The organism is Bacillus sp. LR--39, from assembly GCF_053613335.1.
Genome location: NZ_JBSIOT010001302.1, coordinates 1 through 578, shown reverse-complemented (window position 1 = coordinate 578; position 578 = coordinate 1). Strand labels below are relative to the sequence as shown.

Sequence of the window (578 nt, the reverse complement as noted above, 5' to 3'; positions counted from 1 at the left end):
AAAGTCTGAAGAGCAATATTCGGAAAAACATCCGGATACACAATCTCATTACTGTCAGTCTTATAATCTGCTGAGGTATCTTTCGGAGTAAGTGAAGTTTTATTCGGGCCTTTCGCTTCTACAAGTGAATATGTAACCTTATGGTCATTATGCTCAAAAGTCGCGTAAAGCCCGTTCTTCATTTGCTTTTGAAAATCTGAATTCAAAATGGCGTTCTCTGTCTCGACTTGTTTGCTTGTCGACTCTTTTAACTCAGGAGAAATGTCTTCCCAGTCGGCATCAGGTGTTTCCTTTGTATGAATAGGATCAAGATATACTTCCTGTTTATAGACACCGTCACCTTCATAATAGAGTTTTGTATTTTCTGTTCTTTCAGAGGTGATCTCACCCTCTTTGTTTATATCTTTTGGATCAAAAGGCACAGCTTCCTCAGTTTGTTCTTTCTGAAGAGTTTCTTCTGGATCATCGGCAGCAATACGATTTCCATTCTCTTCTTCTGTGGTTTTTGCTAGTACATCGGCTGGCACTAATGAAATGATTAAAGCCAACACTAAAAATGCTGCTATGAACCTTTTAAA

The 578-nt window shown here is 38.4% G+C and carries 1 protein-coding gene; it reads right to left on the bottom strand.

Annotated elements, in window-relative coordinates; genetic code table 11:
- Window positions 1–578, bottom strand: a 578-nt coding sequence (locus ACWHAR_RS30130; protein ID WP_452088809.1) for a hypothetical protein, incomplete at both ends; no start/stop codon positions are given.